The sequence below is a fragment of the Serratia sp. HNCC26DJ244 genome (genome assembly GCF_057180565.1).
The window spans coordinates 200607-221614 of record NZ_JBXUGO010000001.1; the positions used below are offsets into that span (position 1 = coordinate 200607).

A 21008-nucleotide genomic window follows, 5' to 3' on the forward strand; every position below is an offset into this window, starting at 1 on the left:
ACGTATTGTAGTATAAACAGACCGGATGATGTTGATTAAGCCAATGGCTGGAGACTCGCTGTTTTGCTGCTTACCAGCAAATCGAATTATTTTGGGTATAACACTTAAGACAGCTGAAAACATCTTATTATCCCTAGAAGATCGTCTCGCGCGTCCCTGCGCTCGACGGTTAGCTAACCTGCACCATACCCACCTGTAGCATGACTAGGTGCAGCAGCTAGTTAGAACTTATATCTCACTCCAAGCATCGCTGACTTATCGTCATAGCTGTTCTGGCCGATCTGCTGGCTGACATTGCCCCAGACGCTGAAGTTTTTATTCAACTTACCTTCTACCCCCAGGCGGACCTCAACCAGATTGCGGTTGCCATTTTGTTTCATTTCCATGCCATCCATAGCAACCCCTGCCAGCTGAGAGTTATTGATGTAGTTGATATCCAGATAAGTGGTCAGGATGTTCTCCTGTTCTTTATTCCCACCCATCCGCGTGTCGTTAGAGAACTTGACCCCTACCCGAGTCTGCAGGTTATTGTTGCCAGACTGCTCCACCACCGTACCATTGGCTTCGGTCTGGTTGTTCATCTTGGCACCATTCACCGTCAGTTGTAACTCAGGGGTGATGTAGCCGCTATTGCTTTCCCCATCATAGATCTGGACCGGATAACCACCCTCTGCGGAAGCACTCAACCCATGGATTTGATAACTTTCATTAGCTAACTCTTGCCCCTTGACGGAGGCATCGAACCAATCATAGCGCAGCCAGGCATGCAGATAAGGGCTGTGGCGTTGCGCCGCATCCTGATACCAAGTGCCATAGACCCCGAGGCTGTAGCCATTTAAGCTCTGGTCGGCGTTATAAGGCGTTTGGTTAGATTCGCTGCTGCCACTGGCATAACCATAACCGGCCATCAGGCCAATACCCAAGTGGTCTTTTTCAGTGAGATGGGTTTCAAACACTTCCCCACCCAGTTGAATGACATAGCGGTTGGTTTCGCTGGAAATCTGCCCGCTGTCATCATTAAACTTATTACGACCGCCCACTTGGCGTAACCACAAACTGGTTTTTTCGCCGGTAAGATCGTTTGCCACACGGGTATCAATGTCATCAAGACGCGTATTAAACAGCGAGTTAGCGGTAGCAATATTGGCGATGTAGCTACCTGCTTCAGGACGGTAGATCACCTCCGGTTCCGGCGCTGGTGAGTAATTGGAACGCAGATACCAGTTACCATCACCAGGATTAGTTGGCGTGCCTTGTAAGAGGAAATATTCCAGCGCCCCGGCAACCGCACGCCCGTTCAGGCTGAATTGCCCGGCGGAAACCCCACCAACACGAATAATCTGAATGCCGTTAATATTTTGAGCACCTTGTCCGCCGAGGTTATTCACCGTGACTGAACTCTGGCCAGAGGTATTGCCGGTGATCACCAACCGGTCGGTAGGTGAACTGTCATCGCCCAGCACCGTATCAAAGAACAGATGACCGTTCTCGCCAATATAGTTACCGTTGATAGTAAAATCACTGTAACTCAAATCGGTGGCGCTGCGCCCAACCAGAATATTCCCTCGGTTGGTGATATTACCGACAATTTGCCCATCACCCCCTAATATACCGTTATCTTGTACAATCACATTACTGGTCAAGGTCGCGTTACTGCCCAGCGATTGAATAGCCGGGGCATTAGCCGATGGGGTACCAATCAGCAACTTGCCGTATTCCACCACTGTTGTCGCGGCACTGACAATGCTGTTGCTGATTTGCAGAGTACCATGCCCTTGTTTGATGAGGGTGCCTGGTCCACTGATGGCGGTGTTGAGCTGCCAGTAATCATCGAGCACATCCAACGCCAGCACGCTATTGTTGAGAACCGAACCACTACCAAAATTCTGCGCGTTGGTGGCGATTAGCATCGCATTACTATTGGTGGTAAAGGTGCCACTGAAGTCCGTGTTATTCCCGGTCAGGATCACTTTAGCGTTTTCATTAAACGATGCGCTGCCGTTGCCTTGCAGGTTATTCACTAAATTCCCTGTTGCACCATTAACCATTAAGTTGCCAGCCAAGACAATGTTGCCATGGCCCAGGGCTTCTGATTGGGTCAGTAGCGCCGTGGCACCGCTGTTAATGGTGGTGGTACCGGAATAGACCGGTGTATTAGTGTTCAGGGTCAAGGTACCCGCACTGAGTATCAAATTGCCGCTTCCTGTCAGCAGGCTACTGCTGTTGCCACCATTAGCCACGGTTAATTGCCCGGTGCCTAAATTGATTGTGGTACCCAGCGCACCATTTAATGTGCCGACGGTCTGTGTGAAGCCATTAATATCCACACCCGCCCCATTGGTTAATGACAGGTTAGAGGTGCGGCCTAGCGCGTTATTACTCCCAAGTTGCAAAATGCCGGAACGTATCAAGGTGGCGCCGGTGTAATTGCTGTCTTGGCCGATCAGGGTGACGATGGTTCCGTCGTTAGGGGAGTCGATAGCCAGATCGCCACTACCGGTAATCTGCACTTCCAGATTATTCGACGGTTTGCCATTGTTGGCGAGTGTCCCTATGAGGGTCAGTGCGTCGTTGCCGTTGGTCAGCAAGTCAAGCACCTTCAAACCATAGTTGATATAGAGGCCATCTAAAAGTTTACCGGTGCTGAGGCCGTAACGGAAACTGCCCATTGCCGCCACTGTGCTACTGTTTGGATTGGTAATTCCTTGATAATAGGTTGAATCAATGGGCACGCCTGCGGCATTGGTGAGCAACAGTGCATTGCCGCTGCCGGTTGCCGCGCCTTTGGCTAAATTAACTACCATCACGCCGGTATCTAAATCCAGCGTATTGATACCATCCAGGCTAGGTGAAAGGGTCGTCGGCAGATTGGCCCTCACGGTACCTCCGGCGGTGGTATCAATGGTGTTGGCAGTAATCGTCCCTGCCGACGTCACCACTGCGTTATTTTCTACCAGATTGTTATAAACCAGGGTGCCACCGTTCATCACCAGTGCGCCAATATTCTGCACACCATCATCGACGGTAGTGATATTACCCTGAGATATCATCACTAGGGCATTGGTGACGGCCAGGGTGTTATGCCCCCCCAATAAGAACGGCGTATTTTGCAGATTCAACGTACCGGTAAAGGCGGTACCCACATCAGCACCAAAGTTAAAGCCAGTATTGTTGGTGTTAACATTGATAACGCCGGAACCCATTAAATTGTTGTCGAAATTGAATGCCCCAGCACTGTTAATGTTCAGTGTGTCAATGGCTTGAGCCACATTAAGCGTCGCCAGTGGGTTCAGTATCTGGTCACTACTGAGGTTCAACCGGGATCCGTCGTCGATATTGATCAGCCCAACAAAGTTGGTGAGGTCAGTGGTATTGATACTGATGGCGCTGTCGGACATGGTAATGATGCCATCACCACTGATGGACTCGATGGTGTTCAAGTTGGCTGGGGTAGCAGAATTAAGGTTATCCAGCAACAGTTTGAGCTTGCTGCCGTAATCAATGGTAATGGTACCGGTGCCTAAATTCAGGTAATCCGGGACATTCAGCACACTGTTGTCCGTCAGGAGGAAGTGACCATCAAAGCCAGAGTTATTGGCCAATAACACCATATTGGCGTTATTATTGACGATAATGGTCGAATTCGACACACCCTGAATAGTATTGGCCACACTATCTTGCAGGCCAGAGAAAATCAGTTGGGCAGTGCTATCGGTTAAATTGATATTGGCACTGCTATCCCCGAGATTATTGGCGGCAGTCACTGTCAGTGTGCCGTTGGCATTGATACTTTGTGTCCCTCTGAAGGTATTGGCATGGGTGAGTTGTACATTGGCATTGGTATTAATCACCCCGGTGCCACTGAACAAATTGTTAAAACTGCCATTGCCATTAAAGTTCAGTGCACCCACCACCTCTACGGCACTGGTCCCCAGGTTTCCAGTATTACTCAGGCTGATAGCTGCGCCAGAAGCAATTAGGGTATTGGCACTTAAGGTGTTATTGGCAGCAGTTAAACTCAGGTTCCCCCCTTGTACATTTAACAGACCACCACCAGTCAAACCGCCTACCGAACTGGAGGTGCCACCGTCGGTAAGAATCAACGTACCACCAGCAAGATCAATGATACCGGTGTTATTCATTACACCTGCGGTTAACACGCTAGGATCCAAATTAATCAGGCCAGCATTATCTAACGCACCGACTGTTTGATTAAATCCGTTAGTCTTGAAAGTAGCGCCGTTGTTGACAGTTAATAATGAGGTCTGCCCCAATGAATTATTGTCACCCAGCAGCACTAGCCCCCCAGAGATGGTGGTTGTACCACGGTAATCATTGGCGCTGTTGGTAATGGTTAATGGTGCCGCTGCGGCATTGAAGACAATACCCCCGACCCCGGTCAGCCTGGCAGTTAGGGTGCGATTCGAAGCCGCATCAGCGCTGGTGGCGATCTCCAGTGCATCTTGGTCATCGGTTAACAAATTAAGCGTGTGCAACTCGTAATTCAGGTAGAGCCCCATGGCGCCGGTGACACTGGCGTTAGAAAGGTGATAATCGTAAATCCCTTCCGCGACATTGACCCCATTTTGTGTAATGACCGAGGTTATGCCTGCATCGGGTGCCACAGGCTGACCATTCAGTTGTAGTGTCAGATTATTGGCACCACTGGCCATATCGGCGGTAATTAAGGTCATCCCCGCCATACCCCGGTTTTGGTCCAGCAGCGACAAATCTGGCGGAATGGTCGGCACATTATTAGTCCAGGAGAGGTCCCCGGTGATATTGACCACGCCACCCGCTGCGGTGAAGGCTTCAGTCTGAATGATGCTATCCGCACTGACATCAGGAATGCCGGAAAAGAAATTCAGCGTACCGCCGTTCATGGTTAAGGCGTTGATCGCTTCGGTACTTGGGGTATTCGCAACGCCAACCTGAGTCACGCTGCCACTGTTCAGAGCCAGCGTCGCATTGGTCAATGCGGCGGTGTTGTCACCAGTGAGCAAGAAGTTGGTATTTTGCAGTGTCACTGTGCCGTTAAAGTCACTCCCTACGCTGCTACTAAAGTTAAACGCATTACCGCTGGCGTTAACATTCACCGCCCCTGACCCCCGCAGGACATTATTCAAGGTGAAATCAACATTGATATTAATATTCAACCTGTCGGTGGCATTGGCAACATTGAATATTGCCGCTGTATTTAAGGCGGTATCTTGGTCGATGGTGACACTGGAAGAGGTATTGATATCAACCAGGCCACTGAAGTCGACCAAGTTGCCGTTGCCAGACAAATCAATCTGGCTGTTATTCAATACCCAGCTCCCACCGCCGCTTAAACTGTTGTTCAGTTGCGTTAAGGCACCACCGGCAAAATTGTTGAAGATCAACTGGCTGGCGCTGGCAATATCAACCGTACTCGCCCCCAGGTTTTGCAAAGCAGCGACGCTCAAGGTGCTGTTGCCATCAATAGCAAACAGCCCGTTGAAGTTACTGTTATCGCCAATCAGTGACATATTGGCGTTATTAGTAATACTCACGGTGGAGTCCACGATACCTTGCAGGGTTTGTGCGACGCTGCCAATCAGGCCATCAAACACCAGGGTAGAGCTAGTGGTGGTTAAATCCACCGTGGCACTGTCGGCCCCCAGATTGCGGGCTTCGTTGACTGTTAGCGTACCGCCGCTATTGATAGCTTGAGTACCGCTAAAGTCGCTGTTGCCGGTCAGTTGGACGTTGGCGTTGGTATTTGCCACCCCATTACCACGGAGTCGGTTGGCGAAGCTGCCATCACGGTTAAAGTTCAGGGCCCCGGCGATGTTGATGTCACCGTTCCCGAGGGTACCGCTATTGGTTAAGGTGACGTCGGCACCTGCCGCTATAGTGGTGATAGCAGACAGGGTGCTGTTATCGGCACTCAGGGTTAAGCTGCCACCCTGAACATTCAGGCTGCCGGCACCCGCCAAGCCATCGGCTGCGGTAGAAGTGCCCCCTGCCAGCAGATTGAGGGTGCCGCCCGCCAAGTTAAGGGTACCGGTGTTGGTCAACAGGCCGTCATTGGTTAATGTGCCGCCATTGAGCGTCAGGGCACCGAGGTTATCCAGTGCGCCCACAGTCTGGGTAAAGCCGGCCATATTCAACAGGGCGTTACTATCCACCGTTAACAATCGGGTCTGCCCCAGGGCATTACTCGCCCCCAACAGCACGGTGCCACCGGTCGCCTGGGTGGTGCCGCTGTAGCTATTCCCGCCATTGGAGATAGTGAGTGGTGCTGCGGACGCATCCAGAACAATGCCCCCAGCGCCGGTCACCAGCACCGACAGGTCATGATTGCTGCCCGGGTTGGCATCGGTGGCCACCAGCAGGGCATTTGGCACATCTTCAATCAGGTTGAGTTGAATCAGGTTAAAATTGAGGAATAACCCATTGTCTGTACCCCGGGTATTCAACAGGCCGTAATCATAGAGCGCCTGGGCGACCGTTATGCTGTTTTGGATCAGATCAGACGCCACTGGCTGGTTAGTCACCGCCACGCCATTGAGGTGCAGCGTCAGGTTGTCGATATTGGTGGCATTGTTGGAGAAAATCAGCGCGGTACCGGCGTTATTGCCGATCTGATTGAGCAATGACCCACCGGTGTTTGGGGCAGACTGCGGCCCGACGACGTCAACAATCCCGCTATTGGCGGTGAATATGCCGGTGGTCAGGGTGCTTTCGGCGCTGGTGGCAGGAATGCCACTGTAAAACTGCAGTGTACTGCCGTTGAGGGTCAGGTTGCCGATAGTCTGGTTGCTGGCGGTACCGGATACCCCGACGGTGGTGGTGTTGCCGTTTTCCAGCACCAGCGTGGCAGCGGTGAGCGCAGCGGTATTGGCACCAGCCAGTGAGAAGGTGCTGCTGTTGAGGTGAACATCACCGCCAAACTGATCCCCCACCGTATTGCCGAAACTGAAAGCCTGTCCTGCAGTATCCACATTCACCGTACCGTTGCCGGTCAACACATAATTGAAGTTGAACAGCCCGGAGGTAGTGATATCCAGTTTATCGCCCGCTCCCTGCACATTAAACTGGGTAGCGGCATTGAGGCTGGTGAGTTCATCCAGGGTCAAACGGGCATTACCGTTGATGTCGATCAGGCCATCGAAGCCAGCCATCCGGGTGGTGTTGCCCGCCAGATTGATATTGCTGTTGTTGAGCCACCAGGTGCCGCTGCCGGTCAGGGTGTTGGCGAGTATCGACGGCACATTGCCAGCAAAGTTCAGGAACTGCAGGGTACTGCCACTGGCGATATCGACCGTGCCATTGCCCAGGTTTTGTTGCAAGCCGACGGTCAATTGGCTGTCGCCATCAATGGCAAACAGCCCGTTGAAGCTGCTGTTATCACCGGTCAGTGACATATCGGCGCTGTTATCAATACTGACGGTGGAGCCAGCGATCCCCTCCAGGGCTTGAGCCACGGTGCCAATCAGGCCATCAAACACCAAGGTAGAACTAGTTGTGGTTAAATCCACCGTGGCGCTGTCGGCCCCCAGATTATTGGCTTGGGTCACCGTCAGGGTGCCACCGGCATTGATAGCCTGGGTGCCGATAAAGTCGCTCTCGCCAGTCAGTTGGACGTTGGCGTTGGTATTAACCACCCCGTCACCACTGAGTTGGTTGCCGAAACTGCCGTCACGGTTGAAGTTCAGGGCGCCAGCAACGGTGATATCACTGGCACCGAGGGTACCGGCATTGGTCAAGGTGATGTCGGCACCACTGGCAATGGTAGTGATGGCAGAAAGGGTGCTGTTATCGGCACTCAGGGTTAAGCTGCCGCCCGACACATTCAGGGTTCCTGTACCCGCTAAGCCATCGGCAGCGGTGGAGGTGCCACCACCGAGCAGATTGAGGGTACCGCCCGCCAAGTCAAGGGTACCGTCGTTGGTTAACAGGCCGTCATTGGTTAATGTACCGCCATTGAGCGTCAGGGCACCGAGGTTATTCAGCTCACCCACGGTCTGGGTGAAACCGGCCATATCGAACAGGGCGTTGCTATCCACCGTCAACAACTGGGTTTGCCCCAGGGCATTGCTCGCCCCCAACAGCACGGTGCCACCGGCCGCCCGGGTGGTGCCGCCGTAGGTATTGCCCCCGTTGGAGATGGTGAGCGGTGCTGCGGATGCATCCAGAACGATGCCGCCATCCCCAGTCACCAGCACCGACAAGTCATGATTGCTGCCCGGGTTGGCATCGGTGGCTATCACCAGGGCATTCGGCGCATCTTCAATCAGGTTGAGCTGGATCAGCTCAAAATTGAGGAACAGCCCGTTGTCCGCCCCCCGGGTATTCGACAGGTCGTAGTTATAGACTCCCTGAGCGACAGTCATGCTGTTCTGGATCAAATCAGAAAGCACCGGCTGATTGTTTACCGCCACGCCATTAAGGTGCAGCGTCAGGTTGTCGATATTGGTGGCATTGTTGGAGAAAATCAGCGCAGTGCCAGCGTTATTGCCGATCTGATTGAGCAATGACCCACCGGTGTTTGGGGCAGACTGCGGCCCGACGACGTCAACGATCCCACTGTTGGCGGTGAATATGCCGGTGGTCAGGGTGCTTTCGGCGCTGGTGGCAGGAATGCCACTGTAAAACTGCAGGGTGCCGCCGTTGAGGGTCAGGTTGCCGATAGTCTGGTTGCTGGCAGTACCGGAGAGCCCCACTGTAGTGGTGTTGCCGTTTTCCAGCACCAGCGTGGCAGCGGTGAGTGCCGTGGTATTGCTGCCAGCCAGTGAGAAGGTGCTGCTGTTGAGGTGAACATCACCGCCAAACTGATCCCCCACCGTATTGCCGAAACTGAAGGCCTGGCCTGCAGTATCCACATTCACCGTACCGTTGCCGGTCAACGCATAATTGAAGTTGAACAGACCAGATGTGGTGATATCCAGGTTATCGCCCGCTCCCTGCACATTAAACTGGGTAGCGGCGTTGAGGCTGGTGAGTTCATCCAGGGTCAAACGGGCATTACCGTTGATGTCGATCAGGCCATCGAAGCCAGCCATCCGGGTGGTGTTGCCCGCCAGATTGATATTGCTGCTGTTGAGCCACCAGGTGCCGCTGCCGGTGAGGGTGTTGGCCAACTCTGCGGGTAGATTACCCGCGAAGTTCAGGAACTGCAGGGTGCTGCCGCTGGCGATATCTACCGCGCCATTGCCCAGGTTTTGTTGCAAGCCGACGGTCAATTGGCTATTGCCATCAATGGCAAACAGCCCGTTGAAGCTGCTGTTATCACCGGTCAGTGACATATCGGCAGTGTTATCAATACTGACGGTGGAGCCAGCGATACCTTGCAGGGTTTGAGCAACGATACCGGCAAGACCGTCAAACACCAGCGTAGAGCTGTTGGTGGTTAAATCCACCGTGGCGCTATCGGCCCCCAGATTGTTAGCTTGGGTCACCGTCAGGGTGCCACCGGCATTGATAGACTGGGTGCCGATAAAGTCGCTTTCGCCAGTCAGTTGGACGTTGGCGTTGGTATTAACCACCCCGTCACCACTGAGTTGGTTGCCGAAACTGCCGTCACGGTTGAAGTTCAGGGCCCCAGCAACGGTGATATCACTGTCACCGAGGGTACCGGCATTGGTCAAGGTGATGTCGGCACCGCTGGCAATAGTGGTGATAGCAGACAGGGTGCTGTTATCACCACTCAGGGCTAAGCTCCCCCCCAGCACATTCAGGTTGCCGGCACCCGCCAGGCCATTGGCAGCGGTGGAGGTGCCACCACCGAGCAGATTGAGGGTACCACTCGCCAAGTTAAGGGTACCGGTGTTGGTCAACAGGCCATCATTGGTTAAAGTACCGCCATTGATCGTCAGAGCACCGAGGTTATCCAACGCCCCCACGGTCTGGGTAAAGCCGGCCATATTCAACAGGGCGTTGCTATCTACCGTTAACAGTTGGGTCTGCCCCAGGGCATTGCTCGCCCCCAACAGCACCGTGCCACCGGTCGCCCGGGTGGTACCGCCGTAGGTGTTGCCACTGTTGCTGATAGTCAATGGATTATTGGTAGCATCTAAAACCAGACCACCATCCCCGAAGACCAGGGCAGTCAACTCTTTATTGGAGTTAACATCAGTATCGGTGGCGATGACCAAGGCATCCGCGTAGTCGGTTAATAATTCAATCGAATTGAGGCCAAAACTGAGGTAGAGCCCCTGCTGGTTAGACGCGTTGGAGTTGACCAGTTCATATTCATAACCCCCATTGGCGGCATGAACCGCACCCTGCATGATGGAGGCGAAAATACTATCGCCGATACCCACGGTCTGGCCATTGAGCTGTAAGGTTAAATTACCCGCACCACTGGCAAGCGCGGCGCTGATCAACATCATACTGACGTTGCCACGGTTTTGCTCAAGGATTGACAAGGAGTCAGACACATTACTGATATTGCCATTGCCAATCAGGTTGATGGTGCCACTATTGAGTGTGACGCTACCGAGGTTATCTAGAATGCTGCTAGCCCGGGGATTGGCGAAGTCACCGTAAAAAGTCAACAGCCCGCCATTCATGGTCAAGTTGCCAATGGCTTCATCACTGGGTGTACCCGAAATCCCCACCTTGGTGTCACTACCGTTCTCCAGCACCAACGTAGCATTGGTGAGCGCAGTGGTATTGGCTCCGGTGAGTAGGAAGGTGCTGCTGTTCAGGTGCACTTCACCGCCAAACAGATCCCCCACCGCATTGCCGAAACTGAAGTCCTGGCCGGCGGTATTGACATTTACCGCCCCATTACCCGTCAACGCATAATTAAAGTTGAACAGGCCGGCGGTGGTGATATCCAGGTTATCGCCTGTTCCCTGCACATTAAACCGGGTAGCGGCATCGAGGCTGGTGAGCTCATCCAGGGTCAAGCGGGCATTACCGTTGATGTCGATCAGGCCATCAAAGCCAGTCAACCGAGTAGTGTTACCCGCCAGATTGATATTGCTGTTATTGAGCCACCAGGTACCACTGCCGGTCAGCGTGTTGGCAAGTATCGATGGCACATTACCCGCATAGTTCAGGAACTGCAGGGTACTGCCACTGGCGATATCGACCGTGCCATTGCCCAGGTTTTGTTGCAAGCCGACGGTCAATTGGCTGTCGCCATCAATGGCAAACAGCCCGTTGAAGAGAGTGTTATCACCGGTCAGTGACATATCGGCGTTGTTATCAATACTGACGGTGGAGCCAGCGATACCTTGCAGAGTTTGAGCAACGATACCGGCAAGACCGTCAAACACCAGCGTAGAGCTAGTGGTGGTTAAATCCACCGTGGCGCTGTCGGCCCCCAGATTGTTGGCTTGGGTCACCGTCAGGGTGCCACCGGCATTGATAGCCTGGGTGCCGATAAAGTCGCTCTCGCCAGTCAGTTGGACATTGGCGTTGGTATTAACTACTCCGTCACCACTGAGTTGGTTGTCGAAGCTGCCGTCACGGTTGAAGTTCAGGGCGCCAGCAACGGTGATATCACTGTCACCGAGGGTACCAGCATTGGTTAAGGTGATGTCGGCACCCGCCGCTATAGTGGTGATAGCAGACAGGGTGCTGTTATCGGCGCTCAGGGTTAAGCTGCCGCCCTGAACATTCAGGCTGCCGGCACCGGCCAAGCCATCTGCAGCGGTAGAAGTGCCCCCTGCCAGCAGATTGAGGGTGCCACCCGCCAAGTTAAGGGTACCGGTGTTGGTCAACAGGCCGTCATTGGTTAATGTGCCGCCATTGAGCGTCAGGGCACCGAGGTTATCCAATGCGCCCACGGTTTGGGTGAAACCTGCCATATTGAACAGGGCGTCGCTATCCACCCTTAACAGTTGGGTCTGCCCGAGGGCATTGCTTGCCCCCAACAGCACCGTGCCGCCGGTCGCCCGGGTGGTACCGCTGTAAGAATTACCCCCGTTGGAGATGGTGAGTGGTGCTGCGGACGCATCCAGAACGATCCCCCCATCCCCAGTAACCAGCACCGACAGGTCATGATTGCTGCCAGGGTTGGCATCAGTGGCTACCACCAGAGCATTTGCCCCATCTTCAATCAGGTTGAGCTGGATCAGGCTAAAATTGAGGAACAACCCGTTGTCTGTGCCACGGGTATTCGACAGGCCGTAATCATAGATCCCCTGGGCGACGGTCAGGCTGTTCTGGGTCAGGTCAACAGCCAGTGGCTGATTGGGCACTGCTGCGCCATTGAGGTGCAGTGTCAGGTTGTCGATATTGGTGGCATTGTTGGAGAAAATCAGTGCTTTGCCAGAGTTATTACCGATCTGATTGAGTAACGACCCCCCAGTGTTCGGGGCAGACTGCGGCCCGAGTATGTCAATGATCCCGCTGTCGGCGGTGAACGTGTCGGTGGTCAGGGTACTCTCGGCGCTGGTAGCCGTGCCACTATAAAACTGCAGGGTGCCGCCGTTGAGGGTCAGGTTGCCGATAGTCTGGTTGCTGGCAGTACCGGATACCCCGACGGTGGTGGTGTTGCCGTTTTCCAGCACCAGCGTGGCAGAGGTAAGCGCAGCGGTATTGCTCCCGGTCAGTGAGAAGGTGCTGCTATTCAGGTGAACATCACCGCCAAACAGAGCCCCCACCGCATTGCCGAAACTGAAGGCCTGGCCGGCGGTATTAACATTCACCGTACCGTTGCCGGTCAACGCATAATTAAAGTTGAACAGGCCGGCGGTGGTGATATCCAGGTTATCGCCCGCTCCCTGCACATTAAACCGGGTAGCGGCATTGAGGCTGGTGAGCTCATTCAGGGTCAAGCGGGCATTGCCGTTGATGTCTATCAGGCCATCGAAGCCAGTCAACCGAGTAGTGTTATCTGCCAAGGTGATATTGCTATTGTTGATCCACCAAGTCCCGCTGCCGGTCAGGGTATTGGCGAGTATCGACGGAACATTGCCAGCATAGTTCAGGAACTGCAGGGTGCTGCCGTTGGCGATATCTACCGCGCCATTGCCCAGATTTTGTTGCAAGCCGACGGTCAATTGGCTGTCGCCATCAATAGCAAACAGCCCGTTGAAGGCGGTGTTATTGCCGGTTAGAGACATATCGGCGCTGTTATCAATACTGACGGTGGAGCCAGCGATACCTTCCAAAGTTTGTGCCACGATACCCTGCAGGCCATTAAACACCAAAGTGGAGGTATCGGTGGTTAAATCCACCGTGGCGCTGTCGGCCCCCAGATTGTGGGCATCGGTCACCGTCAGGGTACCGCCGGCATTGACCGACTGTGTGCCGATAAAGTCGCTGTTGCCGGTCAGTTGGACGTTGGCATTAGTATTGGCCACCCCGTCACCACGGAGTCGGTTGCCGAAGCTGCCATCACGGTTGAAGTTCAGGGCCCCGGCGATGTTGATGTCACCGTTCCCCAGGGTACCGGTATTGGTTAAGGTGACATCGGCACCCGCCGCTATAGTAGTGATAGCAGACAGGGTGCTGTTATCGGCACTCAGGGTTAAGCTGCCGCCCGACACATTCAGGTTGCCGGCACCGGCCAGGCCATCGGCGGCGGTGGAGGTGCCACCACCCAGCAGATTGAGGGTACCACCCGCCAAGTTAAGGGTACCGTCGTTGGTCAACAGGCCATCATTGGTTAAAGTGCCGCCATTGAGCGTCAGGGCACCGAGGTTATCCAGCGCTCCCACGGTTTGGGTGAAACCGGCCATATCGAACAGGGCGTCGCTATCCACCGTTAACAGTTGGGTCTGCCCCAGGGCGTTGCTCGCCCCCAATAGCACGGTGCCGCCGGTCGCCCGGGTGGTGCCGCTGTAAGAATTACCCCCGTTGGAGATGGTGAGCGGTGCTGCGGACGCATCCAGAACGATGCCCCCATCCCCAGTAACCAGCACTGACAAGTCATGATTGCTGCCCGGGTTGGCATCGGTGGCTATCACCAGGGCATTTTGCCCATCTTCAATCAGGTTGAGCTGGATCAGGTCAAAATTGAGGAACAGCCCGTTGTCTGCGCCCCGGGTATTCGACAGTGCATAGTTATAGAGCGCCTGGGCGACGGTCAGGTTGTTCTGGGTCAAATCAGAAAGCACTGGCTGGTTGTTTACCGCCACGCCATTAAGCTGCAGCGTCAGGTTGTCGATATTGGTGGCATTGTTGGAGAAAATCAGCGCGGTGCCGGCGTTATTACCGATCTGATTGAGCAGTGAACCCCCGGTGTTCGGGGCAGACTGCGGCCCGAGTATGTCAATGATCCCGCTGTCGGCGGTGAATATGCCGGTGGTCAGGGTGCTCTCGGCACTGGTGGCCGGAATGCTACTGTAAAACTGCAGTGTACCGCCGTTGAGGGTCAGGTTGCCGATAGTCTGGTTACTGGCAGTGCCGGATACCCCGACGGTGGTGGTGTTGCCGTTTTCCAGCACCAGCGTGGCAGCGGTGAGCGCCGCGGTATTGGCCCCAGCCAGTGAGAAGGTGCTGCTGTTGAGGTGTACATCACCGTTAAACAGAGCCCCCACCGCATTGCCAAAGCTGAAGGCCTGGCCGGCGGTATCCACATTCACTGTACCGCTGCCGGTCAGCGCATAATTGAAATTGAACAGACCAGATGTGGTGATATCGAGATTATCGCCCGTTCCCTGCACATTAAACTGGGTAGCGGCATTGAGGCTGGTGAGCTCATTCAGGGTCAAGCGGGCATTGCCGTTGATGTCTATCAGGCCATCGAAGCCAGTCAACCGAGTAGTGTTATCTGCCAAGGTGATATTGCTATTGTTGATCCACCAAGTCCCGCTGCCGGTCAGGGTATTGGCGAGTATCGACGGAACATTGCCAGCATAGTTCAGGAACTGCAGGGTGCTGCCGTTGGCGATATCTACCGCGCCATTGCCCAGGTTTTGTTGCAAGCCGACGGTCAATTGGCTGTCGCCATCAATAGCAAACAGCCCGTTGAAGGCGGTGTTATTGCCGGTTAGAGACATATCGGCGCTGTTATCAATACTGACGGTGGAGCCAGCGATCCCTTCCAAAGTTTGTGCCACGATACCCTGCAGGCCATTAAACACCAAAGTGGAGGTATCGGTGGTTAAATCCACCGTGGCGCTGTCGGCCCCCAGATTGTGGGCATCGGTCACCGTCAGGGTACCGCCGGCATTGACCGACTGGGTGCCGATAAAGTCGCTGTTGCCGGTCAGTTGGACGTTGGCATTAGTATTGGCCACCCCGTTACCACGGAGTCGATTGCCGAAACTGCCATCACGGTTAAAATTCAGGGCCCCGGCGATGTTGATGTCACCGTTCCCCAGGGTACCGCTATTGGTTAAGGTGACGTCGGCACCCGCCGCTATAGTGGTGATAGCAGACAGGGTACTGTTATCGGCACTCAGGGTTAAGCTCCCCCCAAGCACATTCAGGTTGCCGGCACCCGCCAGGCCATTGGTAGCGGTGGAGGTGCCACCACCTAGCAGATTAAGGGTGCCACCTGCCAAGTTAAGGGTACCAGCGTTGGTCAACAGGCCATCATTGGTTAATGTACCGCCATTGAGCGTCAGGGCACCGAGGTTATTCAGTTCACCCACGGTCTGGGTAAAGCCAGCCATATTCAACAGAGCGTTGCTATCCACCGTTAACAGTTGGGTCAGCCCCAGGGAATTGCTCGCCCCTAACAGCACCGTGCCGCCGGTCGCCCGGGTGGTACCGCTGTAGTTGTTGCCACTGTTGGAGATGGTGAGCGGTGCTGCGGACGCATCCAGAACGATGCCCCCAGCGCCGGTAACCAGCGCTAACAGGTCATGATTGCTGCCAGGGGCGGCATCGGTGGCCACCAGCAGGGCATCTTGCCCATCTTCAATCAGGTTGAGCTGGATCAGATTAAAATTGAGGAATAACCCGTTGTCTGCGCCCCGGGTATTCGACAGGGCGTAGTTATAGAGCCCTTGGGCCACCCTAAGGTTGTTCTGGATCAGGTCAGATGCTACCGATTGGTTAGTCACCTCAGTGTCATCAATATGCAGGGTCAGGTTATCGATGCCGGTCGCGATATTGGCATAAATCAGCGCCATTGAGGCGTTATTCGCCATTTGATTTAACAGGCTACTGCCGGCGTCATTCCACGTTATCCCACCAGCAATATTGATAATGCCACTACTGGCGAGCAGATTGTCGGTGGTAATGGTGCTTTCGTTGAGAAGATCACCGTAGAAATTGAGGGTGCCGCCGTTCAAGCTTAAATTGCCAATGGTCTCATTAGAGGCCACCCCGGTAACACCCACAGTAGTGTTACTGTCGGTATCCAGCGTTAAATCAGCATTAGTTAACGTGGATGTATTAAGACCGTTCAGGACAAATTGGGTGTTTTGCAACACCAGGTTGCCGGTGAATTGATTATTGCTATTAGTGAAATTAAATGACTGGCCATTGTTATCGACATAGACCCATCCGTTGCCAGTGAGTTGATTGGCCAGAGCAAAGGCAGCATTACCCTGAATATTGAGACTATCAAGGCCATTGACGACGTCAAAGATAGTATTGGCGTTGAGTGCGGTTTGATTGTCTAACGTGAGGGATGAGCCATCATTAATTCTCACCGTACCGCCGAACGTGGAGAGATGACTATTATTGGCAAGGTCGATATTGCTGCCGTTTAATAACCAAGTACCGGTGCCAGTGATATCGTTATTTAATGCAGAGAGCACACCGCTAAGGTAATTGTTAAAAATAAACTGCCCGCCGGTGGCAATATCAATGGTTGCAGTACCCAGCGGTTGATCACTGGCTACAATAAGTTGGCTGGTACCATCAATGGCAAACAGGCCATCAAACAGCGTATTGGTCCCGATCAAGGTGGTGTTTGAACCATTTTCCACGCTAACGGTAGCACCCGCTACGCCACTTAAGGTATTGGCGAGGTTGCCTTGTAAATTATCCAAAATCAGCTGCGATGACCCGGCGGTTAAATCAATGTCAGCGGTGCCGAGTTGGTTGGTTTGATCAATAGTCAGGCTTGAGTTGGCATTAATATCAATAGCACCCGAGAGTGCCTGATTATTCCCTGTGAACACCAGGTCATTGTTGATATTAACCAGGCCAGCACCAGACAAGGTGTTATCAAAGGCCGTATCAGCGCCATTGAGGTTAAGGGTGCCATCCACCACAATATTACTGTTGCCTAATGCATCTGCTGCGTTGAGTGTCGCATTGGCACCAGTGGCAATGGTTGTTTGCGCGGAGAATAAACTGTTAGCCCCATTAACGGTAAAGGTCCCGCCATTGATGTTTAGCGCACCACCGCCATTGAGCCCACCAACACTATTGCTACTTCCCCCGGAACGGAGAGTTAATGTGCCACCAGCAAAGTTAAAGCTACCGTCATTCACCAAGGAATCCACGGTTTGGCTGTATCCAGACAGGTTCAGGGTAGCTGTGTTGGCGACAGTGAGGGTATTGGTGTTACCCAACGCCTGGTTTGCCCCGACATTAAGAATACCGCCATTGACTGAGGTATTCCCCGTATAGTCATTCAGGGTGTTATTTAGCGTTAGTGCGATATTATCGCTGCCAATTGCCAAATTACCGCTGCCAGTTACCCGGGCGGATAGGGTGTTATCGGTTGCACCAACGGAACTGAGAGTGAGTGTCTGTGCAGTCTGAAGGTCGATTTGCGTGAGTGCATACGATAATTTCAGGCCAGGATCACTGGACAAGGCGAAATTATAGGTATTGATCGCCACCAGATTGCCATTTTGCAGGAAGTCAACCAGCGATCCGCTTGATAGGGCATTACCTGACAGATCCTGCAAATCAAGACTGTCCAGTTGGGCAGCACTGAGAGTATTGCTGCTATCAACCAGCGTGGTGAGGTTGCCAACATCCAGATCTAATAAATTACCGTCGGTGAGGGTAGCCGTATCCATTTGCACTACCGAAGCGGTTTCTACATTCAGCACATCAGTGGTGATGATGCCACCATCGGCAAACTGGATGGTGCCACCATTCAAACTGAGGTTACCTATTTGGCTGTTACCCGTTGGCACGGTAATCAGGCTGTTGGCGGATCCGCGCAATGTTGCATTAGAGAGAACTTGCGCATTGGCTGGCGTTAGGGCAAAGCTGCCGTTGTTCATGTCCATCAGGCCAGTAAAGCCTAAACCGACATTGGCACCAAAGCCAAAGCTGTTATTGTTGGCATCAACATGCAGTGTGCCGCTACCGATTAACTGTTTATTAAAGTTGCTGATGGTGGTTAAGTTCAACAGCCCAGCTAAATAAACTGAACCTGCACCTAATTGATCTTCCTGGCTGGCATTGAGTATGCCACCGTTGTCAACGGTCCAGTCACCGAGGAAGGGGCTGGCATTGACCAAGGTGACATTGGCCCCATTTTGTACTGTGGCGGCCCCAGTGCCCGCCAGAATGCCGCCGAATTGTCCATTGTAGGTATCGCCAAATAATAACTGACTGGTGGTGTCGGTTAAATTAACTTGGCTACCGCTACTAATATTGTTGCTATCGGCTAAGGTAATGATTGATGTGGCATCAATATTAATATTATTGAAATTTTCTAACCGGGTGGCAAGGTTAAGGGCTCGAATAGAATTAATAAAGTTAAGCGTGTTATTCCCAGCCCCGGCATCAAGGCCACCTAACATGGTGTTACTATTGGGCGTTAAATCAATGATATTGAAAATATCATCGCCACTGGCGGTATTAATTGAATTGACATAAGAGCCATCATAAATATTTACGGTGTTATTACCATCGCTAAGATCAATTAACCCCTGACTGATAGAATTAGGGTTGAAGGTTAAGGTATCATCACCGCTTCCGCTATCCAGCGAGTATAATGTGCCATTATTGATAATGGTATTACCACTGTTCCCCATGGAAACACTGCCATTGATCTCACCATAGTTTGTCAGGCTTTGTGAAATTCCGTTCTGAAAAACAATGGCACTGCCTGCGGTAGTGTTAATAACGCTATTGGTACCCACAATAATATTTGCATCACCATCCTGATCACCTGTGGTACTTAAACCGATGCTTCCCGCACCGTTAGCATTAATGGTTAAGTATTCATTAGTAAGATCGATACCACTAAAACTTTTGAAAATCCCCCTTCCTGCACCTGAAATGTTAAGAATATTGTTCCGGGTACCATAAAGGAAGTTTAACCCGCTTATTTCTTGAAATAATGTGCCGTCAATAATAGAGAAGGTATTATCATAAAGGTCAAAGGTAGATAGCGAACCTGAGGTGATCGCAGTAGCGTTGTTATTAATGTTAAAATTGACCCCCGTGATCGTATGAGTTCCAGCGTTATCTGGATTAACGTTAATGCCGGGATCAGTGCCATTAACATTAATATCCCCACCAAGCAAATCCAGATCAATATTGGCACTGCCAACATTAATTGCTGAGCCACTATTGGCATTGATAACCCCATCGGTATTATCAATACTCATTGCGATCCGCTCTGGTATATTGCTCAGCAAGTTAATACCTGCCACAGTGCTGGTGATAACTCCTTGGTTAATAATCTTACCCGTGCCAACCGTAGAGCTGATTCTTTGCAAAATACCGGTTGATTTAAGGATGGTGCCTTCGTTTTTGACTAAGATATTACCGGTTGCTGTTGTGGCGGTGGTTTCTGCTGTAATCCCAGTACCCAAAGAAACATTCGCGGTACCATCTGAAATCAGTGCACCAGAGCGAATATAAATATTCCCCGTTCCGGTTGTTTTTCGCGCGATAATACCAGAGACTTCAGTGTCATTGGCAGCAACAATAATTGACTCTGGTGCCAAATTATAAATAACATCATTCGGTGAGGTTGGCCCGTTGAATATAGCAGCGCTCTCATTTGTGCTAGGAAGATTACTGAGCTGATGGTTAATCGCTCGGGAGGGGGTGGTTGTATTACTCCAGTTATTGAGTATCAGCACAGCCCCTGGGCCAAAACCAGTGAGTGGATCATAAGAGCCAACTTCTACGCCAAAGTTAGAGATCCCCAGCACATTTTGCCCGGTAATATTAAGGTTAACTCTGGCACCATCATCAATAAAAAAATTATAGGTGGCATTATCTGGTGAGGTGCTATTAGCCGGTCCATTGGTTAAACGGACGTTGGCGTTGCCGGCAACGGAGCTCAGGAAACTGACATCAGCAGTATCAGTAAAATGAATGATACTATTTGCGGCGTTCGCGTTACTCCAAAATACCGCAGGGAAAGCGCCCGGTATAATGGTTAGGGCTAATGTACCGGTCAGTTCAACTTTACTGGCGACGCCCCATTGGCGGAACGCCCCCATATTCAGCACACTGGGGCCATTATCCCCCAAGCGTAGAATACTGTTGTTATTAGGGGTACCAGAGGGTGAATCAGGGCCAAATGCCACCAATTTATTATTCAGCAACAGACCGTTATTTTCCATAATCACGGTGAGATTGATCGCGGCTTCCTGCGCTGAAACTAAACGGGCATCTTGGGCAAGGGTTCTGGTGGTATTAATGCTACTAAAATTGGTGAAGGTGAGAGAGGCATTTTCACCGGCCCAGTTAGGGTTGTTAGTACGAGCAGCGGTCGTTTGGAAGGCCATAATGCCAAAGGTTAACGAATGGTTACCACCGTCAATAACGATGTTTTGCCGGTTAGACTGGTTTTGAAAAATATCGACTGCGGCGGCTGCGCCATAAGCGATATTATCAGTCAATAACAGCGTGGTGGCGGTGCCGGTTGGGCTTAGAGCTGCGAGTAAATCTGCCCGGTTATTTATCAAGGCACAAGCGGTGCCCATATCAAGACATTGCTGTTGTGTGATGGCATAAACCGGGCTGAAAGGCGCGAATACACTCAGTAATGTTGCGGTTATCGCACTTATTTTAAATAGCTTACTTTTTTTATTGTTGAGGGTGTGCAATCGCTGTGGGTTATCAGGCAATAGGCAGTTACCAGAAGAGGATTTTTTCTGTTTATTCTTGGCTAACTCGCTGGCAACCACAAAAATACGTAATACCGCGTTCCAGATCACCTTGTAAACTTTGTTCATACACAAGCCTCTTAGACA

Annotated in this window: 1 protein-coding gene; it reads right to left on the reverse strand. The window is 52.3% G+C overall.

The features are described 5' to 3' along the window. Positions 1 to 221: 221 nt before the first annotated feature. Positions 222 to 20990, reverse strand: a complete 20769-nt coding sequence (locus AC2A06_RS00910) for an ESPR-type extended signal peptide-containing protein (protein ID WP_484379062.1) — start codon at positions 20988 to 20990, stop codon at positions 222 to 224. Positions 20991 to 21008 lie beyond the last annotated feature (18 nt).

Bases quoted from the DNA above. Each gene is read 5' to 3' on its own strand.
- AC2A06_RS00910 (WP_484379062.1), bottom strand. From the start codon at position 20,990: ATGAACAAAGTTTACAAGGTGATCTGGAACGCGGTATTACGTATTTTT.